The organism is Pseudomonas sp. PAGU 2196 (assembly GCF_022179005.1).
GTDB lineage: Bacteria > Pseudomonadota > Gammaproteobacteria > Pseudomonadales > Pseudomonadaceae > Aquipseudomonas > Aquipseudomonas kermanshahensis.
In genome coordinates this window covers 1-875 of sequence record NZ_BNTL01000073.1, presented here as the reverse complement: position 1 = coordinate 875, position 875 = coordinate 1, and the positions used below count along the sequence as shown (strand labels likewise).

Annotated in this window: 1 pseudogene; it reads right to left on the bottom strand. The window is 37.4% G+C overall.

Annotation, left to right across the window (positions count from 1 at the left end):
* Positions 1-166: 166 nt before the first annotated feature.
* Positions 167-875, bottom strand: a pseudogene (locus MFF34_RS27975) (ISAs1-like element IS1548 family transposase); the annotation flags it as partial.

Genomic DNA, 875 nt, shown 5'->3' with positions numbered 1-875 from the left:
TTCTCTTTCCTTTCGATCATCTAATCATTTCATTTTAACATAAATATGCAGGCAGTTCAAGAAAGGTTGGTAAAGTTATCACGCCGTACGCATGAAAACTTTCTCTTCATCCTTTTGTGCCCGGACATCAATTTTGAAAAGATTCCTTTTTAAATCAATCATCTGCTTAACCTCTTTCTCCAAATAATTGGACTAAATAATCTTCCAAATGGACAGAAATATACCGTTGTTTGCGACGATAACTGAGGTCTTTTTTAGGAAATACCATCACTTTGAGAAAATATAAGCACATTTTTCGGATAAGATTTAGGTTAAATGCGGCTCTTTTATCCAATGTCTGATGATGATCTTCATGATAAACAACGTCCAATAACCAGTGCATACTCTCTATCTGCCAATGACCTCGTACACAATTGGCAAATGTGAGGACATCCGGCTTAAAGCTAAAGATAAAATAACGATTCTCTTGACTCAGCTGACCATCCTTATCAATCGTGTTACGAGTCATCCCAATACCACGTAACTTATGCCATTTGGGATGGTTTTGACACAACCATTTGATATCGGAAGACACCCAGTATTCTCTAACTTCAATCTGTCCCCTAGATTTTTCAACAGTCTGATAATACTGTGCATTTTCTTGGAGTTCTTCCAATAAGTTGACATCACTAAAATAAAGAGCAATATCATCATAAAGTGTTTCTTGATTTCCTTTGACGGCTAAGCAATAGTCTGCTTTACCTTTTATAATCGTATCAACGATAGCCGTCTGCGTGCCCATTGCGTCTATCGTTACAATGCTTTTACGGATATCAATTGTCCGCAATAGCTGAGGGATGGCAACAATTTCATTACTTTTCTCCTCAACCGCTACC